Genomic DNA, 25,843 nt, shown 5'->3' on the forward strand with positions numbered 1-25,843 from the left:
CTTCCCCGGCTTTGGCAGGGGAAGAAATCGTCATTTTCATGCAGCTTATTTTTAGTGAATGGACTGTAAAAGGTCCGCACAGATTCGATGCGGCAGATCCGCGGGCAGACTGCCCGCGGGCAATTTATGAAGAACCTCACGCCGTTATCGGCAGCTTTGCTGCCGATAACGGCTGAGAGAGCCTTGAAACTCGAAGCGGGATAATAACCCGCAGCTTCTGGAGAGAATGCTTTGAATTCTCGTTATAAGAACACGAGGAAGGACGAAACCTTCGTGATATCCACAACAGAAAGGTTCGTATCCTCTACGTGCTGCACGCAGCGCAGGAATGCGTTTGCGGTGTCCAGCGAGGTCAGGCACGGAATGCCGGCCTCTACCGTGTTGCGGCGGATCAAAAATCCGTCGCGGCGATGTTCCGCACCCTTGGAGGGCGTGTTAATGACAAGATCGATAGTGCCGGAGAGGATCACATCCAGAATATCGGGCGCATCGCCGCCCACCTTGTTCAGGCGGACATTCGGGATGCCGTTCTCTTTGAGATAGTTGGAGGTTCCCTCGGTGGAATAGATGGTCCAGCCAAGGTCACACAGCCCCTTGGCAATGGGCAGCGCCTCTTCCTTATCCTGATCCTTTACGGTGATGATCACATTGCCGTTGGTCAGAAGGTGCATGCCCGCGCCCTGGAACGCCTTGATCATGGCTTCCTCAAAGCTTCTGGCGATGCCGAGCACCTCGCCGGTGGATTTCATTTCCGGCCCAAGGTTGACGTCTGCGCCGTACAGCTTTTCAAACGAGAACACCGGCATCTTGATGGCGATGAGCGCCTTGTTCGGCTGCAGGCCATACTGGTAGCCCATCTGCGGCAATGTTTCGCCGAAGAAGGTGCGCACCGCAAGGTGAACGATCGGGATGTCCGTAATCTTGCTGATATACGGCACCGTTCTGGAGGAACGGGGATTCGCCTCGATGATATACACCTGCTCATCCTTGACGATGAACTGGATATTCAAAAGCCCCTTGACTCTCAGTGCAAGCGCAAGCTTTCTGGTGTAGTCCACAATCGTGTCTTCCACCTGCTTTGAAAGGCTCTGCGCCGGGTAGACCGAGATGCTGTCGCCGGAGTGAACGCCCGCGCGCTCTACGTGCTGCATGATGCCGGGGATGAGGGTGTCAACGCCATCGCAGACCGCGTCGACCTCTACCTCAGTGCCCATCAGGTACTTGTCCACCAGAATGGGGTGCTCCTGCGCGATGGTATTGATGATGCCGATCTGCTCGCGAATGTCGTTGTCGTTGTAGGCAATGTCCATGCCCTGGCCGCCCAAAACGTAGGAGGGGCGCACCAACACCGGGTAGCCCAGCTCGTGAGCCGCGCGCAAAGCCTCATCGCAGGTAAACACCATGCGGCCCGCGGCATGCGGAATCCCGCACTTTGCCAGAATCGCGTCGAAGCGCTCGCGGTCCTCCGCCTCGTCGATGCTGTCAAAGCTGGTGCCGAGCAGCGGAATACCCATTTTCTCAATGGCGCCCGCCAGCTTGATGGCGGTCTGGCCGCCAAACTGAACTACGGCGCCGTCGGGTTTTTCCAGTTCTACAATATGCCAAACGTCCTCCGGAGTCAAGGGTTCGAAGTACAGTTTATCGGCAATATCAAAATCTGTGCTGACGGTTTCGGGGTTATTGTTCACAATAATGGTCTCGAAGCCCAGCTTTTTCAGCGCCCACACACTGTGAACGGAGCAGAAGTCGAACTCGATGCCCTGGCCGATTCGGATGGGGCCGGAGCCGATGACCATGATCTTTTTTCGGCCGCTTTCGTGGCGCGATTCATTCTCGTCGCCGTAGCTCGAATAGTAGTAAGGCGTTTCGGCTTCGAACTCCGCGGCGCAGGTATCGACCATCTTATAAACGGGACGGATGGCCCATTTCTCTTTCAGCCCGCGAATTTCCTCAATGCTGATGCTGGAGAATTTCGCGACGGTTTCATCCAGAAAGCCGAACGACTTGGCTTTCAGCAGCAACTCTTTGCTCATCGGCTCGTTGGCAAGGCGCTTTTCCACCGCGATGATGGACTGAAGCTTCTGCAAAAACCAGCGGTCGATTTTCGTGACGCTGTGGATTTTCTCCATCGCAAAGCCGCGGCGCAGTGCTTCCGCCACCGCGAACAGACGGCGGTCATCCACCGCGTGGATACGCTCGGAAACATCCAGATCCGAAAGGCCATCGAGCTCCGCGTCGGTCAGATCATACATGTTCTGCTCCAGGCAGCGGATGGATTTCATCAGGGCCGCCTCAAAGGTGGGGGCGATACCCATGACTTCGCCGGTCGCCTTCATCTGGGTGCCGAGGCTGCGGCGGGCGTGGACGAATTTATCAAACGGCCATTTCGGGATTTTCACGACGCAGTAGTCGAGCGTCGGCTCAAAGCAGGCGTAGGTTTTTTTCGTAATCGCGTTCTGAATCTCGTCGAGCGTATAGCCCAGCGCGATTTTGGAGGCGACCTTCGCGATCGGGTAGCCCGTCGCTTTCGAAGCCAGCGCGGAGGAACGGCTGACGCGGGGGTTTACCTCGATAACGCAGTATTCAAAGCTTTCGGGATTCAGCGCAAACTGTACGTTGCAGCCGCCCTCCACTTTCAGCTCGTTGATGATTGCGATCGACGCGCTGCGCAGCATCTGGATTTCCTTATCCGCCAGCGTCTGGCAGGGCGCGACGACGATGGAGTCACCGGTGTGAACGCCGACGGGGTCGAAGTTTTCCATATTGCAGACGGTGATGCAGTTGCCGTTGCCGTCGCGAATGACCTCGTACTCAATTTCCTTCCAGCCGGAGATACAGCGCTCGATGAGCACCTGATTCACACGGCTGCGGTGCAGGCCCATGGAAGCGATCGCGTGGAGCTGCTCCTCCGTATAGGCGATGCCGCCGCCGCTGCCGCCGAGCGTATACGCAGGGCGCACCACCACGGGGTAGCCGATGCGCTTTGCGATGAGCAGGCTGTCTTCCACCGTTTCGGCGATCTCGCTTTCCGCGCAGGGCTGCTGGATGCGGGCCATGGCCTCTTTGAACAGCTCGCGGTCCTCCGCCATGCGGATGGTGTCGGCATTCGTGCCGATCATGCGGACGTTATGCTCCATCAGAAAGCCGGATTCCTCCAGCTCCACTGCAAGATTCAGCGCATTCTGGCCGCCGAGGGTCGGCAGGACGCTGTCGGGCCGTTCCTTCAGGATCACCTTTTTCAGCGTGTCGATCGTCAGGGGCTCGATATACACCTTGTCGGCGATCTCGCCGTCCGTCATGATCGTCGCCGGGTTGGAGTTGACGAGGATGACCTCGACGCCTTCCTCACGCAGCGCGCGGCAGGCCTGCGTGCCCGCATAGTCGAACTCGGCGGCCTGGCCGATGACGATCGGGCCGGAGCCGATGATCAATACCTTCTGAATGCTGTCAAGCTTACTCATACGCGGCCCCCTCCCATCAAATCCATAAATCTGTCGAACAAAAAGCCTGTGTCGAGCGGGCCAGAGCAGGCCTCCGGATGGAACTGCACGGAGAACACGCGGCCGTTTTTATAATCTAGGCCCTCTACGCTCTGGTCGTTCATGCTGACATAGCTGACCTCTGCAATAGAAGAGTCGATGGTACCTGCATCCACCACATAGCCGTGGTTCTGCGAGGTAATGTACACACGATTTGTTTTCAGTTCTTTCACCGGGTGATTGATGCCGCGGTGGCCGTACTTGAGCTTGTACGTATTCGCGCCCTGCGAAAGCGCCATCAGCTGGTGCCCCATACAGATGGCGAAGGTGGGGATACCGCTCTGGTAAACGCGCTTCAGCTCCGCAATTTCTTTTACGCAGGCCTGCGGGTCCCCGGGGCCGTTCGAGAGCATGACCCCGTCCGGGTTCCACGCCTTGATCTCTTCAAACGGCGTGTCGTTCGGGAAGCGGCGCACCGTACAGCCGCGGCGGGTGAGCGAACGAATGATATTCTCTTTGGTACCGTAATCGAGCAGCGCCACCTTGACCGAACCGTTGCCGTAATCGCGCGGCTTGCGGATGCTGACCTGCGAAACGCCGTTCGGCACAACGTGCGCGGCGATTTTGCGCTTCATTTCGTCACGGTCAATCTGATCGCCGAAGCAGAGCATCCCGCGCATCGTGCCGGACTCCCGCAGGCAGCGGGTGAGCGCACGGGTGTCGATCCCGCTGATTCCGGGGATCCGGTTGTTTTTCAGGTATCCGTCCAGGTCGATGTCACAGCGAAAATTGCTGGCAATCCCGGAAACGGAGTGAACGATAAATGCTTCCACCCAGGGGTGATCGGCTTCCGCGTCCTCATAGCAGATTCCGTAGTTTCCGATCATGGGGTAAGTCATCACAACGCCCTGGCCTGCATAGCTGGGGTCTGTAAGCAGTTCGGTGTACCCGCACATGGCGCTGTTGAACACTACCTCGCACAGCACATCGCGGGGCTCGCCAAAGCCCTGACCCTCAAAGGTCATCCCGTTTTCCAATAGTAATAATGCTTTCACGCTATAACCACCATTTCTTCGCGCCGCTGATTTACGGTCACTGCGGCAGCGCGCGACATGCCGCAGCACGGGGAAAGGTCCCGGCTGATTGTCGGCGGCCAAACCCCGCCGGTAAGCCCTGCTGCCAGAGCCTGCTCTTTGGCTGCCAGGCAGCCAAAAGATCGGGCGGATCCGGCGGCAGGGCCGCTGTTTCGTCAATTGGAAAATTCAGGCTTCATCAGGCTTTGAAAGACTCGATGATTCTTGCCACAGCCTTTTCCGTATTCTCTTTCGTGTTAAAGGAGGTCAGGCGGAAATATCCCTCTCCGGCAAGGCCGAAGCCGGAACCCGGAGTACCGACCACGCCGGTTTTTTGCAGCAGCAGGTCGAAGAATTCCCAAGCGGTGAGTCCGCCCGGCGTCTTGAGCCAGATGTACGGGGAATCCACTCCGCCGTATACCTCGAACCCGGCAGCGGCCAGGCCCTCACGAATGATCTTCGCATTGTTCTGGTAATAAGTGATATTCTCGCGGATCTGCTTTGCGCCCTCTTCGGAATACACAGCCTCTGCCGCGCGCTGGATCACATAGGGAACGCCGTTCATCTTGGTGGACTGGCGGCGGCTCCACAGGCGGTTGAGGGATACGCCGTCGAACTCGAGCTGCTTCGGCACTACGGTAAACGCGCAGCGGGTGCCGGTAAAGCCCGCGGTCTTGGAGAAGCTGCGGAATTCGATCGCGCAGGTCTTTGCGCCCTCAATCTCATAAATGCTGTGCGGCATATCGGGAGTGGTGATGAACGCCTCATACGCGGCATCGAAAAGGATGAGCGACTTGTTTTCGTTGGCGTAATCCACCCATCTGCTCAGCTCTTCCTTGCTGATGCCCACGCCGGACGGGTTATTCGGGAAGCACAGGTAGATCAGATCTACCGGCTCCTTGGGCAGGTCGGGCAGGAAATTCTTCTCCTTTACGCAGGGCATGTACACGATGCGGCTCCAGCCCTTGCCCTCCACGTATTCACCGGCACGGCCGGCCATGACGTTGGTGTCTACATACACGGGATACACCGGATCGCACACGGCCACAACGTTGTCCTGGCCAAAAATGTCGCCGATGTTGCCGGTGTCGCACTTTGCGCCGTCGCTGACGAAAATCTCGTCAATGTCGATATCGACGCCGCGCTTTTTAAAATCGTTATCTGCAATCGCCTGGCGCAGGAATTCATAGCCGCATTCCGGGCCGTAGCCGCGGAAGGTTTCCATCTTGCCCATCTCGTCGGAGGCCTTCTTCATGGCATCTACCACTGCCTGCGGCAGCGGGAGCGTCACGTCGCCGATTCCAAGGCGGATGATCGGGCGGTCGGGATTGTTCTTCACAAACTCATTCACTCTCTTCGCAATATCCACAAAGAGGTAACTGGGGGGAAGTTTGACAAAATTTGAATTAACCTTCAGCATAGTACAATCTCCTTTATTTTATCGATCTATCACAGGGGCAGTCTCAATCGATCTGCCCGTCGAATACAAATTCTGCGGGGCCCTGCATAAAGACCTCGTCGGTCTCCTCATCCCATCGAATGTTCAGGTCGCCGCCCTTGAGGTGCACGAGCACCTGCCGGCCGGTTTTGCCGCCCAGAGCGCAGGCAACCGCCACGGCGCAAGCGCCGGTACCGCAGGCCCAGGTTTCACCGGAGCCGCGCTCCCAAACGCGCATTTTCACCTCGTTCTCGCCGATCATCTGCACGAACTCCGTGTTGACGCGCTGCGGGAACATGTGATGGAACTCGAACGAAGGGCCGATGGAAGAGAGCGGGATGGCATCCACATCGTCCACAAAGACAACGCAGTGGGGGTTGCCCATCGAAACGCAGGTGACGCGGTATTCCTTGCCCGCGATCTCCACCGGGTGATCAATCACCTGCTCGGTCTCAAACAGCGTGGGGATTTTCGGCGCGGAAAGCTCCGGCTTGCCCATGTTGACCGTGACGCTGGTCACGTGGTCGTTTTCGTCCACCGTTAAAAACAGCGTCTTTACCCCGCTCTGGGTGTCCACCGTAAGGGTCTTTTTCTTCGCGATGCCCCGCTCGTAGGCATACTTGCCCACACAGCGGATGCCGTTGCCGCACATCATGGCGCGGGAACCATCCGCATTGTAAATATCCATAGAGCAGTCCGCTTTATCGCTGGGGCCGATCAGGATGATCCCGTCGGAACCAACCCCAAAATGCCTGTCGCTGAGCCGGATCGACAGCGCGGCCGGGTCCGTTACAGGCTCTTCAAAACAATTGAAATACAAATAGTCATTGCCGATGCCGTGCATCTTTGTAAATTTCAAACCATACTCCTCCTTCAAAAATCCATCTTATCAAACACGGATTCCCGCATAAGGTCTGCGCTAGAACATCTCCAGCACGATGGCCGCGATCTCGATCAGGCGTTTGCCGGTATCCATGCTCTTTTTTTGCAGAAAACGGTGCGCCTGCGCCTCCGTAAAATAATTGCGCTCCATCAAAAGCTGCTTGGCGCGCTGAAGAAGCTCCTTTTGCTCCTCCTCAAAATTCCTGCGGGCCGGAATTCCCGGTTCCGCCAGATTGAGGAACATATTGACCGACGCGGTCAAATCCGGTTTGTTCAGCGGCGTCATCAGACAGGCCGAATCCAAGTCTGCGGCCATCTCTGCCTGGTGGGGCTTTATGATAAACAAAAAATCATAATTGGGGGCCATCTGCGGAAGGTCCCACGCCGTGACGTCCTGCAGGTCCAGAGTACACACCACAACTCCGCCGCGATAGTGGTAGCTGGTCATTTCCAGCAGCTGAGCGCCGGTTGTGCAAAGGCCGTACACCAGCACGCCGTCGGTTTTCAGCACTGCGCCGATCCGCCGGGCAGAATCCTTATTTGAATTTGCAACGATCACACTGCCCATTCATGGTCACACCCCCGTCGCAGAATCTCAGCCTTTTGCCGGCTCTCAGAATTTTTCGAGATATTCCTCCAGCTCCCATTGGGTCACCGTGCTGTTAAAACGGTTCCATTCCTGTTCCTTGGCCTCGATGTATTTCTGATACACATGGCTGCCCAGAACCTCGCGCAAGAACGGATCCCGTTTCAGTTCCTGAACAGCTTCCATCAAATTGGAGGGAAGGCTGTCGATTTCTTTTTCCTGCCGCTCGTCGGGCGTCATATCGTAAATATTGGAGCCGACCGACGCGGGCGGCATCAGCTCCTCGCGGATTCCCTCCAGCCCCGCGGCCAGAAGCACCGCCATCTGCAGGTACGGGTTCGCCGCAAGATCGGGATTTCTCAGCTCCACGCGGGTGCCGACGCCCCGTGCACTTGGCACGCGCACCAGCGCGCTGCGGTTGCCGGTCGTCCACGCGATGTAGCGGGGCGCCTCGTAGCCGGTCACCAGGCGCTTATACGAATTCACCAGAGGATTGGTGAACGGGCAGATTCCCTTGATATGGCGGATCACACCGGCGATAAAGTGGTACGCAAGCCGGCTCAGTCCGGTTTCGCTTTCCGGATCGTAAAACACGTTCTCCCCGCCCTTGAACAGCGAGATGTTCGTGTGCAGGCCCGAGCCCGCCTGCCCGGAAAGGGGCTTCGGCATAAACGACGCGCACAGGCCGTGGGCGTTCGCCACGTTCTTGACGACCATCTTGAACGTCATCATCTGGTCGGCGGAGCACAGTGCCTCCTGATATTTAAAGTCGATCTCGTGCTGCGCCGTGGCAAGTTCGTGGTGGGCGGCTTCCACCCCGCAGCCCATTTCCTCCATCGTCATGCAGATGTCGCGGCGGGCGCTTTCGCCCAAATCCGCGGGGCCAAGATCGAAATACCCGGCGGTGTCGTGCGTTACGGTGGTGGGGTGCCCAAATTCATCCGTATTGAACAAGAAGAACTCGCACTCGAATCCCACATTCAGGGTAAAGCCCATCTCGGCGGCATCCTTCAGCGCCTTTTTCAGAATATAACGGGGGTCCCCTTCAAACGGGGTTCCGTCCGGCTTATAAACGTCGCAGATGAGCCGGGCGGTTTTGCCGCCGATCTGCCGGCTCCAGGGCAGGATCAGGAAGGTATCCAGATCCGGGTGGAGATACATGTCGGATTCCTCGATGCGGACAAACCCCTCGATAGAGGAACCATCGAACATACACTGGTTATCCAGGGCTTCTTCAATTTTCCCGCTGGTGATGACCACGTTTTTGATCGCGCCGAACATATCGGTGAACTGTAAACGGATAAAACGGACGTTATTCTGCTGGATCAGTTCCAGAATATCCGCTTTGGTATACCTGCTCAAACACCTCTACCTCCTTAAAAATAAAAACAGCAAGGCCGCTCTTTGTCAGAACCTCCTTGCTGTCATAGAATTTATGAATAATATCGTATATATTGTAACTATTTATACGTTGCTTGTCAATCATTTTCCGAGTACTTCTCTGAATTTATGGTAATGCACAAATTTCCCCCGGAACCGGGTTCATTTCCCGACTTTCTCACGGGGCGAAACGAAAACAGTGCATTTTACCAAACACCCCTTTTGGCGGGAAGAATGAACAGACGCCGGGAATTTTCTGCACAAATTGCCGGATATAGGAAGCGTTTTTTGATTATTATGCAGGAATTCAGTGGAAAAAATGCAGGCTGGGGCAGTTGGCCGCAGCCGCCTCCCCAAAGCCGCGAAACATATCCGGGGAGACACCGCCCGGCATGCCTGAGTAAAGAAGTCAACCACTCACCGCTTTTATAGCGAATTTTGTCTCTTTCCCACACGGCGGAACAAAAACGGTGAAAAGCGTCCTTTTTGCAGGATTTTCCGCCGCTTTCCGAACGCTTTCGGCGTACGCTCCGGAAAAGATTTCCACCGGAATACAAAGAGAAATCAGGCAAAAACAGATGAATAATTATTCAAAATGGTGATTCCGGATTTTTGAGGAAAAGCTGCCAAAAGCCAGGGGACACCCCAAAAAAGGCGGTGAAAAAGATGCCAAATGACATCTTTTTCACCGCTTTAACAGCTCCGCCGGGTCAGCGGCGGAGGAATGATTTATTTGCAGTCGTAGCAGCCCTTGCCGGGATAACGGGCGGAATTGCCCAAATCCTCTTCAATGCGGAGCAGCTGGTTGTACTTCGCCACGCGCTCACTGCGGCTGGGGGCACCGGTTTTGATCTGGCCGGCATTCATCGCAACCGCCAAATCGGCAATGGTGGTATCCTCCGTCTCGCCGGAACGGTGAGACACAACGGCGGTATAACCCGCGCTGTGGGCCATCTTAATGGCGTTCAGGGTTTCGGTCAACGAACCGATCTGATTCAGCTTAATCAGGATGGAGTTGCCGCAGCTGTTCTCAATGCCCTTCTGCAGACGCTCGGTGTTCGTTACAAACAGATCGTCGCCGACCAGCTGGAGCTTATCGCCCAGGCGCGCGGTCAGCTTCTTCCAGCCTTCCCAGTCCTCCTCATCGAGCGCATCCTCCAGAGAAGCGATGGGGTACTTGGAAACCAGGTCCTCCCAGAAAGAGATCAGCTCATCGGTGGTGTAATGCTTCTGGCTCTTCGGCAGCAGATAGGTTCCTTTTTCGCTCTTCCACTCGCTGGCAGCAGCGTCGATCGCCAGCATGAAATCGTCATAGGGCTTGTAGCCGGCCGCCTCGATGGCGCGCAGCAGGTACTGAACCGCCTCTTCGTCGCTCCCAAGGTTCGGGGCATAGCCGCCCTCGTCGCCGACGGAAGTGGAAAGATTCTCCTTCTTGAGAATGGAAGCCAGAGCGTGGAACACCTCTGCGCACATGCGCAGGCCCTCACGGAAGCTGGAAGCGCCTACGGGCATGATCATAAACTCCTGAATGTCTACGTTATTTGCAGCGTGCGCGCCGCCGTTGAGGACATTCATCATGGGAACCGGCAGTGTATCGGAAGCGGCGCCGCCCAAAAAGCGGTACAGCGGAACGCCCTGTGCCTTGGCTGCCGTCTGAGCGGCTGCAAGAGAAACGGCAAGAATCGCATTCGCGCCGAGGTTGGACTTATCCTTTGTTCCGTCAAGCTCGAGCATGGCGGCATCGATCGCAGCAACATCGGAAACATTCATGCCGATCAGACGGTCGCGGATCACGGTATTGATGTTCTCAACAGCCTTCTGAACGCCTTTTCCGCCAAAGCGGGCCGGGTCCTTATCTCTCAGCTCCAACGCCTCAAACTGGCCGGTAGATGCACCGCTGGGTACAGCCGCGCGAGCTGTTACACCGTTTTCCAGAAGAATCTCCGCTTCTACCGTGGGGTTTGCGCGGGAATCCAGGATTTCCCTGCCTTTTACATCTTTAATTTGATAAGCCATAAAACCGCTCCTTTATATTTATTGACGGCATCCTTGATGCGCCGGTACAGCAACTATAAACAGGCAGAGACTCTCCATACAAATCGCTCTGCCATTGATTACCACACCCATAATATATCATATGTTTTTATTTTGTCAAGCGAATTATAACCAACCGAACGACAAGCATCCCACTGGAAAACAGCCGTTTCTTCCCCCACCGCAGGCAGGGAAAGAAATCGTCATTGAAAAAGCTGCATGACTGTAAAATACTTTACCCCAAAGCGACGTCCAATATCATCATCAGAACAAATCCGCCCATCACGCCGAGTGTTCCCATATTGGAATGCTCGCCGCGGCTGGCTTCCGGAATCAGCTCTTCCACTACCACATAGATCATTGCGCCGGCCGCAAACGAAAGCAGCCATGGCATCAGAGAAAGCACATGGCTTGCCAGCAGGATGGTAATGACGGCGAACACCGGCTCTACCGCACCCGACAGCGTACCGCCCAGAAAGGCCCTGCCCACACTGAGACCCTCGTTGCGCAGGGGAAGCGAAATGGCCGCGCCCTCAGGAAAATTCTGAATACCCATGCCGATTGCCAGCACCACGGCTGCCGTCAGCGGGCCCTGCTCTCCGCTTTGCAGCGCGAGCGCAAAAGAAAGCCCCACGGCCATGCCCTCCGGAATATTATGTAGGGTGACTGCCAAAAACAGAAGCGTCGTTCTCTTCCAGGAGGAAGAAACGCCCTCAGGCTGACTCTCGCCCAAATGCAGATGCGGCAGTACATTATCCAGCGCCAGAAGAAACAGGCCGCCAAAGATAAAGCCGCCTGCCGCTGGAATCCAGCCCACCTGCCCGCGCTCCTCCGCCTGCTCAATGGCGGGCATCAAAAGCGACCAGATGGAGGCCGCGATCATTACGCCGCTGGCAAATCCCAGCAGCACTCTCTGTACATTTTCATGAATGACTCCGCGAAAGAAAAACACAAGCGCCGCGCCCAGCGTTGTCATTGCGAACGGAAACGCCAGCCCAAACGCCAGCCAAGCAACAGAATTCATAATATCTCCTATATTCTATACTATTTTCTGAAAACACAGCCCGCTCCGTGTTCTGGTGGAAATTCCCTGCCATAAAGCAGAGCCGGACCGCACATAGTAAAACAGGGTGATACTTGGTGAAAGCAGAAAATCTTCAGGATCTGATCCGCAGAAGCAGCAGTACCAGACAATATTTTATGTCGCTTCCGGTTCCGGATCAAATGGAACTGCACCGGTATAACGAGCACGTTAAAACGGCAGACCAGCTGCATCGATATGTGGAATATCTGCAGACCAACGGTCGCTTATAAGAACCTCACGCCGTAAGCGGCAGCAAGCTGCCGACGGCTGCGAGAACCTTGAAACTCGAGACGGAAGATACCTTTTGCTTGCGAAGAACTCGTTCTAAGTTCTCGTTATAAGAACCTCACGCCGTAGGCGGCAGCAAGCTGCCGACGGCTGCGAGAACCTTGAAACTCGAGACGGAAGATGCCTTTCGCTTGCGAAGAACTCGTTCTAAGTTCTCGTTATAAGAACCTCACGCCATAGGCGGCAGCAAGCTGCCGACGGCTGCGAGAGCTTTGAAACTCGAAACGGAAAAAACTCTTCGCCTCGAGGGGGAAACGTCCTGATACTCGTTATGATTCGCCGGTGAAAAGAAAAAGGGTTTGTCCTGTTGGGCAAACCCTTTTTTCGGCTGTTCCCGGGCGGTAAAAGCTCCCGCGCTGGAAAGCCGCAGCCTCAGGTTACTTTCCCACCGGTGTGCGGGGTTCCCCCGACCGGTTTACAGAACCAGACTGGGCGCCGCGTATACTCTGCCCGCCAGCTCCTGATCCAGCAGGTACAAGCCCTTGGAATCGGAACCGAACAGCTCTATCTTCTTAATAATATTCTCCGCATTGGTCTCCTCTTCGCCCTGCTCCTTTACGAACCAGTCAAGGAACTGCATGGTGCGGAAATCCTTCACGTTGTATGCTTCCTCATAGATCGTGTGGATCGAATTCGTTACATACTGCTCGTGGGCCAGCGCCGCCTTCGCGGGGCCGATCAAATCGCTGAACTTCGTGTCGGGCTTCGCAATGGCCTCCAGCACAATTTTTTCGTTGTTGTTCTGCATGTACTGCAGGATCAGCATCGCGTGGTCGCGTTCCTCCTGCGCCTGAATCTGATACCAGTTGGAGAAACCATCCAGCCCTTCATCCTTATAATAATTGGAGATATCCAAATACAGATAAGCAGAGAAGAACTCTTTATTGATTTGCTCATTGAGCAGCTTTACAACCTTTTCATTTAACACAAATGTCACTCCTTCGGCGTTTGATTTGTTCCGCCTGCCGGTTTTGCCGCTGCGGCCGACCGTAATGCCGGCCCGCCTGACAGAAGCTTACCGCCCGGCAGTAAAAACTGGTAATGATCTTTCTTGCTATTATTATACCATGACCAGGTGGTAAAACAAGTCTGCAGAACGGAAAAAATCGCCGGAATTCAAGCGAGCTTCTTGTAATAAATAACAATAATCATTATTAATTTTATTTAGAAGATCGCTTCTGCAGGTCCCGCAGAGACAAAAAGATGGATCATCTGCTCTTTTTCACTTTCAGGTCTTCTTCATAAAAAACAGTGCCCAGAATGGCGTCGATATCCCTCACGATCGATCCGTCGATCAGATTCTGCTTTGCCATGGTATCGAGAATACCGACGGACTCTTCGTGCGAGAGCGCCATCCGGTAGGGGCGATCCTCCGTCAGCGCCTGGTAAATATCCACACAGGCCAACACGCGGGAATTGAAATCCAGCTGATCGGCGGTAAGGCCATAGGGGTATCCCTTGCCGTTGAGTTTTTCGTGGTGATTGGCCGCCCATTCGGTAATATCCTCAAAGCCCTGCACCATCTCCAGCGCCTTGCGGGTATAGTAGGTGTGCGACTGAACCACATCGATCTCTTCCCGGGTCAGGCTTCCCGGCTTATCCAGAATTTCGTTCGGCACCATGATCTTTCCCAGATCATGCAGGTCCGCCGCGATCCGCATCTTCCAATATTCTTCTTCGCCGCAGCCGTAATAGCGGCACAAGATGCCGACTTTTTTGCTGATGCCGCGGGAATGGCCCCCTGTAAACGGGGACTTCGCATCGATGATGTTGCTGTACAGCCGCGAAATACGGCGGATATTCTGATAACTGAACTCCCGTGTTTCCTGCGGGAGCAGACGCTCCAGCTCCGACTCGATAAACATTGGCTGCATATTCAGCCAGAACTCCCCGTGCTGTGAAATATGGAAAAACAGGCGCAGCAGCTCGGGATCAAAAAGGCGGGCATCCTTTTTCAGCATGCCCAGTATGTCGCGCGGGGTATTCCCCTGCGCGTACTCCACCGCAACGCGGTTGGAAAGAGCGATCAAACGGGCGTAAAAAGGAATCTCTTCGCCGCGCTTCCCAAAAAAGCCGCTGCCGTCCTGGCATTCGTGATGATACAAAATCACACCGGGAATCGGGTGGTTGAATGGAAAATAGGATACGTTCTCCTCCCCCACCTCACAATGCCGGATATTTTTCTCGAGCCCGGCCATATCCACCGGATTTCTGTCCAGCAGAGAACGTGTGATCCCGTTATCATGCAAAAGCGCATAAGAAATCAAATCGAAGAACTCCCGCTCGGGCAGGTTCATCAATTTTGCAAGTCTTGCACAAATATAAGCAACATGTCTGGTATGATTGGTAACGTCCTTCAGCAAATCTCTTTCCACAAAATCCAACGTAAAGGAAAAAGAAAGCAGCATTTGATTCACATTTAATTTCATGATTCCGCCTCATATCTTCTGTGCACTGCACATCCTGGAAACGTTTCCAAAAAGAATCGTCTATGTATTTTATTTATCGGACGATCCCCTTCAAAATGAAGTCATCAGGCGGAAAAGTTTGAAATCACATACGGTTTTTCGATTTCCAAACGATCAGCTGCCGCAGTATTTCTTCCCGGGATTCTCCCTTTTTCTGAGCCATGTCATCCAGCAAACGATAAAAGCTTGGAAAGCCGGTTCCGAAAGGATCTTTTACCTGCTGAATTCTGCGGTCCATTTTCTTAATCTCTTCCTGCGTCACAATAATCCCTCCATTAATGAGTCCGTGATTCATCGATATTCTGTTTTTTGTACGCACCGCATTATTTTTTGAAAACTATTGATTTTATATAAATGAAATATAGAAATTTCAAATATTTATTTACAAAATTTTCCTGTTAATTTGTTACTATTATAGCATAATGAAGGACATTAATCAAACTGCATTTTGACCAATATCAACATAAAACGACAATTTTCGCATTACGAAATCAAAACCGCTATAGGAGCGCAAAGCGTGTGCTTCCTGACTGCGGATTTACAGATTCCCGTTTGACCGTCGAAAATGAACAAAAAAGGAAAGGCCGCTTTCGGGCAGCACTTTCCTCAGTGATTCCGCATTCTGACTTAGCCACACGACAGAAGATCCTCGCGGCGGTTTTGAAAGCTGTGAAATATTTTTGTCCGGCATTTATATCGATTCCCGGTACAGACTTTTCAGCAGCTGAATTTCCTGCGCATAGCCCGGCAGCTCGTTGGGTGTTTCCAGGTAAAAAGGAAGTTCCCGCAGAGAAGGGTGATTGATGATGCGCTCCATTGTAGCGAGCCCCAGGCTGCCCTGCCCGATTTTCTGGTGGCGGTCCTTGTGGCTGAAAAAGGGATTCATGCTGTCGTTCAGGTGGATGGCCCGCAGCCAGGAAAGACCGATCTCCTGATCAAATTGAGCCAGCACGCCGTCGAGGTCATTGACCAGATCGTACCCCGCATCGTACACATGGCAGGTATCGAGGCAAACGCCCATTTTCTCTGTGAGAGAAACCTGATCCAGTATCCGGCGCAGCTGAGAAAAACTCCCTCCGACCTCGGTTCCCTTCCCGGCCATGGTTTCCAGCAGCACGGTTGTTGTCTGCTCCGGACGCAGAATTCCGTTGAGCAGCTGTGCAATCTGCGAAATTCCCGCATCCTCCCCCTGCCCGGTATGGCTGCCGGGATGAAAATTATAGCAGCTGCCAGGCAGATATTCCATGCGCTGCAGATCATCCTGCATCACAAAAAGGGCAAATTCCCGCACCTTTGGGTCTGCGGAGCAGGCGTTGAGCGTATAGGGCGCGTGGGCCAGGATATTGCTGATCCCTTCGCGCTGTGCAAGCTCCCGCAGCGCGGCGGCGTCTGCGGGGTCGATTTCTTTTGCTTTGCTGCCGCGGGGATTGCGAGTGAAAAACTGGAAGGTGTTTGCCCCAATGGAAACCGCATCCTTCCCCATCGCCAGAAATCCCTTTGCAGAAGACAGATGACATCCGATTTTCAGCACTGTGTTTCTCCTTTATTTATGCGATTGTTGTTTTTTTCCTACTGCCAGTATACCCGTTTTTTCTGCATCTGTCTTGTTTTTTCTTTCAAAAAAGGAAACTGCGGCAAAGGATGCCCCCTGTTGGAATTCGCCAAAGGCAAAAGGAAATTCGCTCTCCATTGACAAAACACTGGAAAAGTGTACTATAATTAACCATGCAGCACCGGAAAACCGTTCGCGGCCATCCGGCCCGAGAGAGGAGTTCTCATGAAATTTCATAACATGCGAAAAATTTTCATCAATGACTGGCGCAGGATTCTGCATAATCCCGTCGCCATTATTATTACCATCGGTATCTGTGTTCTTCCGGCTCTTTACGCCTGGGTCAATATCAAGGCCTGCTGGGACGTATACGAAAACACAGGCAGCATCCCGGTGGCCATCGTCAACAACGATCAGACCGTGGAATTTAAAGGAAAAGAGGTCAACATCGGCAAGGGCGTTGTTGACCAGCTGAAAAACAACAAAAAGATCGATTGGAAATTCGTCAGCCAGAGGCAGGCCGACCTTGGCCTGGCCGATGGCACTTATTTTGCCGCGATCGAGCTTCCGGCGGATTTTTCCGAAAGCTTTACCACCCTGCTTTCGGATACACCCGTCAAGCCAAAAATCATTTATAAGGTAGACACCAAGGTAAACCCTGTGGCGGAAAAGATCACAGAGAGTGCAAAAAACACGCTGGTGCAGGAAATCAAATCGAACTTTGTGTCTACAGTAAACCAGTCCATTTTTTCTATGCTCAATCCTGTGGGCGAAGATGCCGACGAAAACCTGCAAAGCGTCATTCAAATGAAAGACGCGATCGTGAACCTGAACCAGAACATGGACGTCATTTCCTACTCTCTGGACAGCCTGCACACGAACTCGATCAACCTGAATCAATTTTTAAGCAGCGTCAACACCGCGTGGCCGCTGGTGGAAAACGGACTTGAAACCGCTGGGAAAACCGCCGCCAGCCAGCAGACGCTTTCGCGCGACGCCCAGAAGCGCCTGAACAACTCGCTGACATATATGGACACCAACCTCTCTTATGTACAAAACTCCAGCCAGCGCGTACATGCACTGCTGACAGAGCTGAACAGCGCTGCAAAAGAGGGCAGCACAGCTAAAATGGACACCGTCTTTTCCGATCTGGACGCGACTATGTCCGCCATGTCCGGCTCTGTGGACGCAACCGCCTCCTATCTGAAAAAATACCGTGAGATAGACTGGGGCGAGGATGCGGAAAACGCAGAAGAAAAGCTGACCTCTCTGCGCGCTTCGCTGGTGAATCTGCGCAGCCAGCTGGTACAGCTGCGGAAAAACCTGAAGGAGCTCTCCGCAGACTCGGAGGCCTTCTACAACTACCTGGACAAAACAATTCCCGAACTGGAGAAACAGGTGCAGGACATCGACGAATCGCTCGACACACTGATTCCCGCGCTGGAGGCTTTCAATGAATCCCTGCACTCCACCGTTCTGCAGGCATCGATCGACGCGCTGAAGTCACTGCGCGATTCCGGCATTGGCGACAAGCTGATCACCAATCTGAAAGAAATTCAGGCCACCCGGGGGGATACCGCCGCCGCGATCGCTTCGGCCGATCAGGCTGCCGCGAACGGGATTCAAATGATCGACGACGCGATCCCGAAGATCGATAAGACGGTCGAGTTTCTGAAAACAGTCCAGAACAATCAGTCCGATAAAAAGGCGCAGCTGACCAAGATGATCCGCTCGCTCGATTCCATCGGCGTGGAAATCGACAGTATGCGCGGCAAGCTCTCAGACATTCACAAGCAGTCCGATGCCGCCGCACAGCTGGCCGCAGGAAAAGCCGACACCATCAACGACGACCTGTATCAGATGGAAAGTCAGCTGACAAACATTCTAAAGGAATACAACCAGAGCATCCGCGGCGATGTGAGCACCATCGGCCAGCGCCTGGTCACCTCGGCCGACAATGCCGCACAGCTCTCTCAATCCGCTCAAAAGCTGGGTTCTGAAATCGGCACCATGCTGAAAACGGCGCAGTCCGGTACCAAGCTGACCTCTGACCTGACAGGCTCTCTCAGCAGCAAATTAAAGGAATTCAAAGGCACCATTCAGACACTCGGCGGCAAGCTTGAGCTGGTCGACAACAACGACGTTGTGCAGATTATCTCGATTTTGCAGAGCAACCCCGAATTTATGGGGGATTTTATCGCCGAGCCGTTTGAACAAAACGTAGAATACATCAACGCCGTTCCCAATTACGGCTCGAGCATGGCGCCGATCTACACCGCGCTGGCGCTGTGGGTAGGCTGCCTGATTTTAAATTCGATCCTGCGTTCGCGTCCCCCTGAGTTTGAAGGAAGCGAACAGCTGACGCTGCGCGAAAAACATTACGGCAAAATGATGACGTTCTGCTCCATGGCGCTGATTCAGGGCATCGTGATTTCGCTGGGCGACATTCTCCTGCTGAAAATCTACGTGGTGAACAGTATGCTGTTCATCTTTTTCGCCGTGTTTTCCTCTATAGTGTTCTGTATCATCACCTACACGCTGTATTCTACCCTTGGGAATGCCGGAAAGGCGCTGGCGATCGTCTATATGATCTTTCAAATCCCCGGCAGCGGGGGAACCTACCCCATTCAGGTAGACCCGCCGATTTTCAGCATTCTGCAGCCGCTGTTCCCGTTCGCCTACACAGTCAGCGGGTTCCGCGAGGCGATTGCAGGCCCTCTGACAAGCCAGGTGCTTCTGGATTTTGCCGTACTCGGCCTGTTTGCCCTGATCTTTTTGATTGCCGGATACTTCATCGTTCAGCGGATGGCGGAGCCGGTGCACCGCTTTGAAGAGATGTTTGAAAGCTCCGGTCTGGGCGAATGAAAGGGGGAACAACATGAAACGAATGAGTAAGCTGGGGGGCATCCCCGCAAAAATAAAATCCGGTCTTCACTCTGTTGTACACGAACGGATTCGTCCTGTATTCCTGGTTTTTCTGCAGGATTTAAGAACAATCCGGCACAATAAGGCAACGCTGGCCGTTGTGATCGGCCTGTGCATCCTGCCCTCCCTGTACGCTTGGGTCAACATTTACGCCTGCTGGGACCCGTACTCCAATACCGGCAATCTGCCCGTCGCCATTGTAAACAACGACGAAGGCGCCGTCATCAACGGGGAAATCATCAACGTGGGCGACAGCATTGTAGAGGAGCTCAAAGGAAATCAGTCGATGGGGTGGCAGTTCGTCAGCGACTGGCAGGGCAATTACGGCCTGAGTCAAGGGACCTATTACGCCATGATCGAAATCCCGCGTAATTTTTCGGAGCGGCTGGCCAGTCTGGCCACTTCAACACCGCAAAGGCCCGTTCTGACCTACCGGGTTAACGAAAAGCTGAACGCGATCGCTTCAAAAATCACCAATGTGGCCAAGGACCGCCTGATCGACAGCATTGAAAGCAGCTTTGTAAAAACAGTGAATGAAAAAGCAATGGCGATGATCAACGACGGCTCCAAGGAAACCCAGATGAACCCCTCGCGCCTGAAGGAGCTGAAAACCTCTTTGCAGCAGGCCGATCAGGATATTACCCGCGCCAAGGCGCAGATCGACCAGGCCAGCAGCAACTCCAAAAGCTTTCAGAAATACTTGGATGAAGCCGCGGCGCTTTCCCCCACCATTGCCGACCAGATCACCGGTCTGCAGCAGATCTCCTCATCCGGGGCTTCCCTTGCAGAAAAGACCCAGCACACGATTCAGTCGATCGCATCTAATCTGAGCGCCGACCTGAACCGCATGCAGGAGCTGAACCAGCAGAACCAGCAGCTGATCGCCGCGCTGCGGAATATGAACGGCAACACGCTCGATGAAAACACAAAGCGTATCGCACAGCAGAACATTGTTATCTGCAAGGCGTTGGATGTGCTCCTTGACACCGATGCGAAAGACCTTGCCGAACTAAATAAAGCATATGATCTGAACGCGCTGACGCTTCTGATCAACTCCCTGAAATATGCCGACCGTCTCGTAAAAACAGAACAGGATTTACTAATGAAAATGGTCGATGCGCAGAGCAGCACGCCGAAGGAATCGATGGATGAGATGCTCAGCACTCTTTCTAAGCTGAGCGACGAGCAGGCCCAGCTCGCGCAGAATCTTTCTTCCACCTACACCTCGCAGGGGGCGCCGCTGCTCAGCAGCCTCGGTGACAGCATCGTGCAGTCGCTGTACGACACCAGCAGCCTGATCGGCTCGACGATGTCGATCGTGCCGCAGCTGGACGCGCTCGCCGCCTTTACGAAGGCCTCCAGCGAGCTGACGGTCCAGCAGGGCGCACAGATGACCGACCTGCTCGATACTCTGCAGGAGGATTTGAGCCATATCTTATCCCGGTTAGACACCATCTCTACCGAAGACCTGGAAACACTCGAGGACCTGATCGAGAACCACCCCGACACCATCGCAGATTTCATCGCTTCGCCCCTCAATGTCGAGCAGGTGGAAATCTACAAGGGCGGCACCTTCGGCACCGGATTGACCCCGTTTTACACGGTTCTTGCCATCTGGGTGGGCGCGCTGCTGCTGTGCGCGTTCCTGACGGTTCACTGCAAAGACCCGGAGGGGTACCACCTGAACCTGAAGCAAAAGCACTTTGGCAAGATGACCCTGTTTTTATTCCTGTCGCTGATCCAGTCCACCATCATCACACTGGGGGATGTTTTCCTGCTGGGGGTCGAACCGGAAAACTTCTGGCTGATGATGCTGTTCAGCGTTCTTTGCTCCATCACCTTTGTAGTCATTGTCTTTACGCTGGTTTCGCTGTTCGGCAACGTGGGCAAGGCCATCGTCGTCATTATGATGGTCTTTCAGATCGCGGGCGCCGGGGGCATCTACCCCATCCAGACCAATCCGCGCGTATTCGGCATTCTGCATCCGCTCTGGCCGTTCACCTACGGAATCAACGGCTTTCGCGAGGCGATCGCCGGCCCGGCCTGGGACAGCGTATTTACGAACATCTGGGCGCTGATTGGCTTTATCGTGGTATTTCTCCCTCTGGCCGCACTGAAAAAGCCGCTGCACAAGGCAAATACCCTCTTTGAAAAGATGTTCCAGAAGGCTGCGATCTGACACACCAGCCCACTGAAAAAGCCAGAAAAAGGATTGACAAACCGGGCGGCTTGTATTACCCTGAAAGCATAACAAATTGTCGAAAAAAGGAAGCGGTGCTTTGAACACTTTGGATTTCCCCATAACCGGCGTTGCCGGTGTTACAGGCAATAACGGCAGTCAAAGCCTTTCGGGGAAAGCTGTATCCCAGACAGGCGCTTCATTTTCTGATATTTTCGGCTCTGTGCAGAAAAGCACCAACCTCGACGCGGCGTTTGAAAAGGCTGCAGAGGTCTATGGGGTGCCTGTCAATCTGCTTAAAGCGGTGGCCAAGGCGGAATCCGGTTTTGACCCGGATGTGGTTTCCTCCGCCGGAGCGCAGGGCATCATGCAGCTGATGCCGGGCACGGCCCGCAGCCTTGGAGTCTCTGATCCGTTTGATGCGGAGCAGAACATTATGGGCGGCGCCAAATATTTAAGTCAGCTTCTGCGCCAGTTTAACGGCGACACCACCCTTGCAGTAGCGGCTTATAATGCAGGCCCGGGCAGCGTGAAAAAATACGGCGGGGTTCCTCCCTATGCCGAAACGCAGAATTACGTGCAGAAGGTATTGGGTCTAACGGGGTCCGAGCTGACGGCAGGAACCGCTCAAAGCGGCACCGGTACAGATTCCTCGCAGGAGCTTCTTTCCGCCCTGACCGGCAGCACGGGCAGCTCTTCTTCTCTGGGGGCTTCCACCTCGGAAAGCTATCTTCTGATGAAGCTGTACCAGTTTCAGGCATTGCAGGCTTTATTTTCAGATTCAGAGGAGTCTCAAAGCCCTCTGTCGAGCCTGTTCTCGGATTCTTTGCTTTCCTCACAGGATCAGACAGCCGGTTTGTTTTCAGATTCCAACACAACAGAGGATGCCTTGACCAGCCTTTTTTAAAACACAAATATTTTTATAATAAAGCAGCCGTACCCGGAGCAATGTTCGGGTACGGCCGTTTTTTGATTCAATCGTCGCGGTTGCGCTTCCCGCTGATCTTTTCCACGTGGATTTTGATAATACTCACGGCCGGCAGCTGCCGGCGGATCACTTCATCCCTTCGCTCCAAAACGCCGGGAGCCAGAGTGTCGCAAAGCTGCAGCAGACGTTTGGTTTTCTCCTCCGGGTCGGTAATGATTTCCGCGCGGCCCTCCACCATTACGCTGTCATAATGGGTAACAAAGCGCTCGGGCATAATGGTTTCGCGGCCAATCACCACAAAAGACACCCGGTCGTTTTCTTTGATAGTATCGATTTTCCGGCCTTTTACGAAGCAGTGGAAAAAGATCGCCTGCTCTTCCGGAAGATAATAATAATTCAGCGGCACACCATACGGCTCCCCCTGCGAAGTGGCAATCGACAGCACGCCATAGGTTCCCTCGCGCAGCAGCTGTACCGCGTCTTCCTGCGACATTCTTCTGCTTGGTCTCATGAAAGTCCTCCTGTTTTCTTTGCCGGCAATCTCCGGCGAAATCCATCGTTCTTTTTCTCCAATATATCAGTCAATGGTAATCAGGGCAACCATTGCATTCTGGTGAATGCGCGATATAGGGATTCGGGTTGTTGAAACACTTCGGGCCATGCTATAATAACCTCACAGCGCAAGGTACTCCTTTTGATCAATGAAAGCGACCTTGTGGTTGTTATTATCCTATTATTATCATTTTAAAAACAGGAGAAACTGAATGGTACGAGTTTTATTTGTCTGCCTTGGGAACATCTGCCGCTCGCCCATGGCGGAATTTTTGCTGAAGCACCTCGCTGCAAAGCGCGGCTGTGAGGACGAGTTTGTTATTGCATCCGCCGCCACCAGCGCGGAGGAGATCGGCAACCCGGTTCATCGCGGCACCGTGAAAAAGCTTGCGGAGCACGGGATTTCCTGCACGGGCAAGCACGCCGTACAGCTGACACGGCGCGACTACCAATCTTATGATTACCTGCTGGGAATGGAGCGTTCCAACCTTCGGAGCATGGCCCGGATACTGGGCACGGACGATCCGCAGAAAATCCGGCGGCTTCTGGATTTTTCCGCCTGCCCGCGGGATATCGCGGACCCCTGGTTCACCGGGAATTTTGACAGCACCTACGATGATATTCTGGAGGGCTGCAACGCTTTTCTGGATGATCTGGAAGCAAGCGGCCTGATTCACCCCAAAAGAAAGGGCAAATGAAAGATCCCATATTCCCGTAGGAAAGACGAAGTCTGAAACAACTTACATAAAAGCCCCCGCTCTGAAAATCAGAGCGGGGGCTTTTATAGCGATATTCGGCTATTCGCCAAGATAAGAGAACCGGGGAACGCTTACACCGTCCCGCGCGATGATCTCACTCCACATGTCAGCCGGGCGTACCCAGACGCCGCCTTCCCCGTACAGCGCACGGTACACAACCATTTCTTCCAGAGTTTCAGAATGGCGCGCAACATACAGCAGCTCGTACTCGTTCCCTTTGAAATGGCGGTAGCGCCCGGGCTTTAAAATTTCTTCCATTGCTCTTGTTCCCTTCCTAGTAGAACCGGTAAATCAGGTCTTCAAAGCGGATTGATTCCTGCCGTTCCAGACCATTTTTAGGACTACTCATCACAGGCAGTCCGCTCTTTCAACCATACGAATCCGGCCAAATTTCTTCACGGTACCTGCTGCTCCCGGATACAGGACTCTACATATGAAAGCGGCACGTCCATCCGACGGGCGGTTTCTTCGCACGACAGACCGGAATGAAGAAAGCGAAAGACCACCTGCTGCATTTTTTCGCCGACCTCTATGATGTGACCGTCGGGGTCATAAAAGCGAACCACGCGCTGACCCCATCGATGCTCTTTCAGCGGGTGAACATATTTCAAATCCGGCCACACAGCAAGTTTTTGCAGAAAGGCATCCAAATCCGCTTCTTCAAAATACAGCTCCGTGGCACAATTTTCAAATGTGATCTGATCTTCCGAAAGCTCTAAAAAATCCCGCCAGCTCTCGGCAGTCTGCAGGGCAACACCGTCGGATAGTGTAACGTTCGCGCCGAAATCAGCGGTAATCTCCATCCCCAGCAGCCCGCAGTAAAACTGTTTCGAGCGTTCCATATCCCGCACGGCGAGCAGCGCACAAACGTACTCCATCACAGCTCTTCCGGGGCGGAAATCGTTTTGCCCACAAGATCGATCACCTTTGCAAAGCCGTCCCGGTCTTTGAGCTTACTGCCCAGAGAGGTGGGAATACACACGATGCGTGCGCGCCCCACCTGATCGATAAAGGTACGCACCGCCGGAGGAAAGGTGCCAGCCCAAATTGGGAACACGAGCGCCACCGTTCCCTCCGGCTCCGGGCTATGGTAAGTAGCCGGCAGGGATTTGCCCGAGGCCGAGAAATATCCGGCCTTCATATAGCCCCCGGCACCGGACCAGTCGACGCCGTCCTCAATCCGTTCTGCCTGTGTCTGAAAATGGCTGGCCAGCTGTTCGGCGATTCCCTTGCTCCTGCCGGTACGGGTAAAATAATACACCTGCATACCTGTCAATCCTCCTTATTTTTAATATAAATCAGATGCGGCATTTCTTTGCCGTTATGGTACTTACTATGCTCGCCGGCCACCGTCATCCTCAGCCGTTCGGCGACTCTGCGCGAAGCGGTGTTTTCCGGGCGGATGTCGGCGATCACCTGCTGTGCGCCCAGATTGTCGAACGCATACCGCAGCCACGCTGCCGCGCCCTCCATCGCATAGCCCTGTCCCCAAAACCGCCGTGCGACAATATAACCGAGCCCGAAATAGGTTTCCCCGTCGATTTCCTCCGGCAGAATGCCCATCAAACCGATCAGCTCGCCGCTCTCCTTTTGAACGGCGGCGTGGTGGGAATACCCGCAGGTTTGATAGCGCCGGTTCGCGCGCTCAATCCATTCGGCGATCTGCGTATCGGTAAAGCCGTATTCCCAGGCATACATGGTTTGTTCATCCCCCAGAATCGGCCGCAGGGCCGCAAGGTCCTCTGTCCTCAGGCGACGAAAGCCGAGCCGGGGTGTTTCAAGCACCCACAAAGGGCGGCTGAAATACACCATATCTGTCAGCAAAACACCGCACTCATAAATCGGGTGATCATAATGCTCCGTAAAAAAGTCTTTGACCCGGTGTGATTCCGAGAAGCCGCAGCGCCGATAAAAAGGCACCGTAGCAGGGCTGTCGCCGGTGCCGACCATCATCACATGACAGCGGGCGCCCCATTGTGTGCACAGCTCGCTGATGAGCCGCCTGCCAAGGCCCCTCCCCTGACTGTGGGGAGCGACCGCAATATTTTTCAGCTCGCAGACTCCGTCACCCTCGTTGATAATGACCGCAGCCGCCAGCGGTTCCCCGCCCTCATACAGAACGGTCAATTCTCCGCGCTCCAAATACCGGTCGATCATCGACTCCTGTTCGTCTCCAAGGAGCAAAAGGGAGAGATACTGCTTTTTATTTTCCGTTATTTTGCGGTACTCCATCTGTA

Annotated in this window: 23 protein-coding genes; 5 read left to right on the top strand and 18 right to left on the bottom strand. The window is 54.0% G+C overall.

The window, feature by feature from the left end:
• Positions 1-242: 242 nt before the first annotated feature.
• The 8 genes from carB to TY09_RS12460 form a co-directional block, all read right to left on the bottom strand.
• Positions 243-3,461 (bottom strand): carbamoyl-phosphate synthase large subunit, encoded by a 3,219-nt coding sequence (carB, locus tag TY09_RS12425; protein ID WP_009065050.1) that lies wholly within the window; start codon positions 3,459-3,461, stop codon positions 243-245.
• Complete coding sequence (locus tag TY09_RS12430; protein WP_042434913.1) at positions 3,458-4,534, bottom strand: carbamoyl phosphate synthase small subunit; 1,077 nt, start codon at positions 4,532-4,534, stop codon at positions 3,458-3,460. The genes carB and TY09_RS12430 overlap by 4 nt, the downstream gene beginning before the upstream one ends.
• Before the next feature lie 217 nt (positions 4,535-4,751).
• Positions 4,752-5,972 carry an LL-diaminopimelate aminotransferase gene (locus TY09_RS12435; RefSeq protein ID WP_042434915.1) on the bottom strand — a complete coding sequence of 407 codons (1,221 nt, stop codon included), beginning with the start codon at positions 5,970-5,972 and terminating at the stop codon, positions 4,752-4,754.
• A gap of 43 nt (positions 5,973-6,015) precedes the next feature.
• The gene (gene dapF / locus TY09_RS12440; protein WP_009065071.1) at positions 6,016-6,849 is read right to left on the bottom strand and encodes a diaminopimelate epimerase; all 834 of its coding nucleotides are present in this window, start codon (positions 6,847-6,849) and stop codon (positions 6,016-6,018) included.
• Between the two features lie 60 nt (positions 6,850-6,909).
• Positions 6,910-7,440: an ANTAR domain-containing response regulator gene (locus TY09_RS12445; RefSeq protein WP_009064996.1), complete on the bottom strand. Its 531-nt coding sequence runs from the start codon at positions 7,438-7,440 to the stop codon at positions 6,910-6,912.
• 45 nt (positions 7,441-7,485) lie between these two features.
• Positions 7,486-8,820, bottom strand: a complete 1,335-nt coding sequence (glnA, locus tag TY09_RS12450) for a type I glutamate--ammonia ligase (protein ID WP_009065046.1) — start codon at positions 8,818-8,820, stop codon at positions 7,486-7,488.
• A gap of 747 nt (positions 8,821-9,567) precedes the next feature.
• Positions 9,568-10,854: a phosphopyruvate hydratase gene (eno, locus tag TY09_RS12455; protein ID WP_009065004.1), complete on the bottom strand. Its 1,287-nt coding sequence runs from the start codon at positions 10,852-10,854 to the stop codon at positions 9,568-9,570.
• Between the two features lie 253 nt (positions 10,855-11,107).
• The gene (locus TY09_RS12460; RefSeq protein WP_009065104.1) at positions 11,108-11,896 is read right to left on the bottom strand and encodes a ZIP family metal transporter; all 789 of its coding nucleotides are present in this window, start codon (positions 11,894-11,896) and stop codon (positions 11,108-11,110) included.
• 116 nt (positions 11,897-12,012) lie between these two features.
• Here TY09_RS12460 and TY09_RS18625 point away from each other — a divergent pair, with 116 nt between their 5' ends.
• The gene (locus tag TY09_RS18625; protein WP_009065055.1) at positions 12,013-12,186 is read left to right on the top strand and encodes a hypothetical protein; all 174 of its coding nucleotides are present in this window, start codon (positions 12,013-12,015) and stop codon (positions 12,184-12,186) included.
• Positions 12,187-12,659: 473 nt separating this feature from the next.
• Here the strand turns inward: TY09_RS18625 and TY09_RS12465 are convergent, their stop codons facing one another.
• The 5 genes from TY09_RS12465 to TY09_RS12480 form a co-directional block, all read right to left on the bottom strand.
• Positions 12,660-13,172 carry a ferritin gene (locus TY09_RS12465; protein WP_042434918.1) on the bottom strand — a complete coding sequence of 171 codons (513 nt, stop codon included), beginning with the start codon at positions 13,170-13,172 and terminating at the stop codon, positions 12,660-12,662.
• A 280-nt stretch (positions 13,173-13,452) separates the two neighbouring features.
• On the bottom strand, positions 13,453-14,673 hold the full coding sequence (locus TY09_RS12470; protein WP_042434921.1) for an HD-GYP domain-containing protein: 1,221 nt from the start codon (positions 14,671-14,673) through the stop codon (positions 13,453-13,455).
• 124 nt (positions 14,674-14,797) lie between these two features.
• Entirely contained in the window at positions 14,798-14,974 is a 177-nt protein-coding gene (locus TY09_RS18630; protein WP_009065065.1) for a hypothetical protein, read from the bottom strand.
• Between the two features lie 429 nt (positions 14,975-15,403).
• Complete coding sequence (locus TY09_RS12475; protein ID WP_042434924.1) at positions 15,404-16,243, bottom strand: deoxyribonuclease IV; 840 nt, start codon at positions 16,241-16,243, stop codon at positions 15,404-15,406.
• A 12-nt stretch (positions 16,244-16,255) separates the two neighbouring features.
• Positions 16,256-16,501, bottom strand: coding sequence for a hypothetical protein (locus tag TY09_RS12480; protein ID WP_042434927.1), 246 nt, complete (start codon positions 16,499-16,501; stop codon positions 16,256-16,258).
• Between TY09_RS12480 and TY09_RS12485 the strand changes: the two genes are divergently transcribed.
• From TY09_RS12485 to TY09_RS12495, 3 genes are all read left to right on the top strand, one after another.
• The gene (locus tag TY09_RS12485; protein WP_042434930.1) at positions 16,490-19,129 is read left to right on the top strand and encodes a YhgE/Pip domain-containing protein; all 2,640 of its coding nucleotides are present in this window, start codon (positions 16,490-16,492) and stop codon (positions 19,127-19,129) included. The two genes, TY09_RS12480 and TY09_RS12485, sit on opposite strands and share 12 nt — an antisense overlap.
• A 13-nt stretch (positions 19,130-19,142) precedes the next feature.
• A complete protein-coding gene (locus TY09_RS12490; protein ID WP_052335640.1) occupies positions 19,143-21,368 on the top strand; it encodes a YhgE/Pip domain-containing protein in 2,226 nt (741 codons plus the stop codon).
• Positions 21,369-21,468: 100 nt separating this feature from the next.
• Positions 21,469-22,275 (top strand): lytic transglycosylase domain-containing protein, encoded by an 807-nt coding sequence (locus tag TY09_RS12495; RefSeq protein ID WP_042434933.1) that lies wholly within the window; start codon positions 21,469-21,471, stop codon positions 22,273-22,275.
• A 67-nt stretch (positions 22,276-22,342) separates the two neighbouring features.
• Here the strand turns inward: TY09_RS12495 and TY09_RS12500 are convergent, their stop codons facing one another.
• On the bottom strand, positions 22,343-22,807 hold the full coding sequence (locus tag TY09_RS12500; protein ID WP_042434936.1) for a pyridoxamine 5'-phosphate oxidase family protein: 465 nt from the start codon (positions 22,805-22,807) through the stop codon (positions 22,343-22,345).
• A gap of 253 nt (positions 22,808-23,060) precedes the next feature.
• On the opposite strand from TY09_RS12500, the gene TY09_RS12505 reads away from it, so the two are divergent.
• The gene (locus TY09_RS12505; protein ID WP_042434939.1) at positions 23,061-23,546 is read left to right on the top strand and encodes a low molecular weight protein-tyrosine-phosphatase; all 486 of its coding nucleotides are present in this window, start codon (positions 23,061-23,063) and stop codon (positions 23,544-23,546) included.
• Between the two features lie 99 nt (positions 23,547-23,645).
• Here the strand turns inward: TY09_RS12505 and TY09_RS12510 are convergent, their stop codons facing one another.
• From TY09_RS12510 to TY09_RS18990, 4 genes are all read right to left on the bottom strand, one after another.
• Positions 23,646-23,864, bottom strand: a complete 219-nt coding sequence (locus TY09_RS12510) for a DUF1653 domain-containing protein (protein WP_042434942.1) — start codon at positions 23,862-23,864, stop codon at positions 23,646-23,648.
• Positions 23,865-24,001: 137 nt separating this feature from the next.
• A complete protein-coding gene (locus TY09_RS12515; protein ID WP_042434944.1) occupies positions 24,002-24,484 on the bottom strand; it encodes a VOC family protein in 483 nt (160 codons plus the stop codon).
• A complete protein-coding gene (locus TY09_RS12520) occupies positions 24,484-24,873 on the bottom strand; it encodes a flavodoxin family protein (RefSeq protein ID WP_042434946.1) in 390 nt (129 codons plus the stop codon). Before TY09_RS12520 ends, TY09_RS12515 begins: the two co-directional genes overlap by 1 nt.
• Before the next feature lie 5 nt (positions 24,874-24,878).
• Entirely contained in the window at positions 24,879-25,838 is a 960-nt protein-coding gene (locus TY09_RS18990) for a GNAT family N-acetyltransferase (protein WP_042434948.1), read from the bottom strand.
• Between the last annotated feature and the right edge of the window lie 5 nt (positions 25,839-25,843).

This window comes from Faecalispora jeddahensis (assembly GCF_000577335.1).
Classification (GTDB): domain Bacteria; phylum Bacillota; class Clostridia; order Oscillospirales; family Acutalibacteraceae; genus Faecalispora; species Faecalispora jeddahensis.

Excerpts from the sequence above, each read along its gene's own strand:
- carB (WP_009065050.1), bottom strand. The coding sequence starts at position 3,461 with ATGAGTAAGCTTGACAGCATTCAGAAGGTATTGATCATCGGCTCCGGC.
- TY09_RS12435 (WP_042434915.1), bottom strand. The coding sequence starts at position 5,972 with ATGCTGAAGGTTAATTCAAATTTTGTCAAACTTCCCCCCAGTTACCTC.
- TY09_RS12445 (WP_009064996.1), bottom strand. The coding sequence starts at position 7,440 with ATGGGCAGTGTGATCGTTGCAAATTCAAATAAGGATTCTGCCCGGCGG.
- eno (WP_009065004.1), bottom strand. The coding sequence starts at position 10,854 with ATGGCTTATCAAATTAAAGATGTAAAAGGCAGGGAAATCCTGGATTCC.
- TY09_RS12460 (WP_009065104.1), bottom strand. The coding sequence starts at position 11,896 with ATGAATTCTGTTGCTTGGCTGGCGTTTGGGCTGGCGTTTCCGTTCGCA.
- TY09_RS12470 (WP_042434921.1), bottom strand. The coding sequence starts at position 14,673 with ATGAAATTAAATGTGAATCAAATGCTGCTTTCTTTTTCCTTTACGTTG.
- TY09_RS12485 (WP_042434930.1), top strand. The coding sequence starts at position 16,490 with ATGAAATTTCATAACATGCGAAAAATTTTCATCAATGACTGGCGCAGG.
- TY09_RS12480 (WP_042434927.1), bottom strand. The coding sequence starts at position 16,501 with ATGAAATTTCATGAGAACTCCTCTCTCGGGCCGGATGGCCGCGAACGG.
- TY09_RS12490 (WP_052335640.1), top strand. The coding sequence starts at position 19,143 with ATGAAACGAATGAGTAAGCTGGGGGGCATCCCCGCAAAAATAAAATCC.
- TY09_RS12500 (WP_042434936.1), bottom strand. The coding sequence starts at position 22,807 with ATGAGACCAAGCAGAAGAATGTCGCAGGAAGACGCGGTACAGCTGCTG.
- TY09_RS12505 (WP_042434939.1), top strand. The coding sequence starts at position 23,061 with ATGGTACGAGTTTTATTTGTCTGCCTTGGGAACATCTGCCGCTCGCCC.
- TY09_RS12510 (WP_042434942.1), bottom strand. The coding sequence starts at position 23,864 with ATGGAAGAAATTTTAAAGCCCGGGCGCTACCGCCATTTCAAAGGGAAC.
- TY09_RS12515 (WP_042434944.1), bottom strand. The coding sequence starts at position 24,484 with ATGGAGTACGTTTGTGCGCTGCTCGCCGTGCGGGATATGGAACGCTCG.
- TY09_RS12520 (WP_042434946.1), bottom strand. The coding sequence starts at position 24,873 with ATGCAGGTGTATTATTTTACCCGTACCGGCAGGAGCAAGGGAATCGCC.
- TY09_RS18990 (WP_042434948.1), bottom strand. The coding sequence starts at position 25,838 with ATGGAGTACCGCAAAATAACGGAAAATAAAAAGCAGTATCTCTCCCTT.